The organism is Pseudomonas sp. SHLD1 (assembly GCF_028640935.1).
Classification (GTDB): Bacteria; Pseudomonadota; Gammaproteobacteria; order Pseudomonadales; family Pseudomonadaceae; genus Chryseomonas; species Chryseomonas aestiva.
Genome location: NZ_JAQZAD010000007.1, coordinates 1 through 207 on the forward strand (window position 1 = coordinate 1; position 207 = coordinate 207).

Genomic DNA, 207 nt, shown 5'->3' on the forward strand with positions numbered 1-207 from the left:
ATAATCTTGCGACATCAGGCTTATCCCACAAGCACCCACACGAATTGCTTGATTCAACTTGTTAAAGAGCAGTTGGTTGCGACCGTGTCGCTAACCGAGGCGCGCATTCTACGCCAGCCTCACATCCTGTCAAGCGTTGATTTGAACTTTTTCGTTTCAACTCAACCACTTGCGCTTGCCTGACGGGTCTAGCCAATCTCGGCAGCG

General features: G+C 50.7%; 1 pseudogene. It reads left to right on the forward strand.

What is annotated here, in order from left to right:
• Positions 1–183 (forward strand): annotated as a pseudogene (locus tag PVZ77_RS03210) (hypothetical protein); the annotation flags it as partial.
• Positions 184–207: the final 24 nt, after the last annotated feature.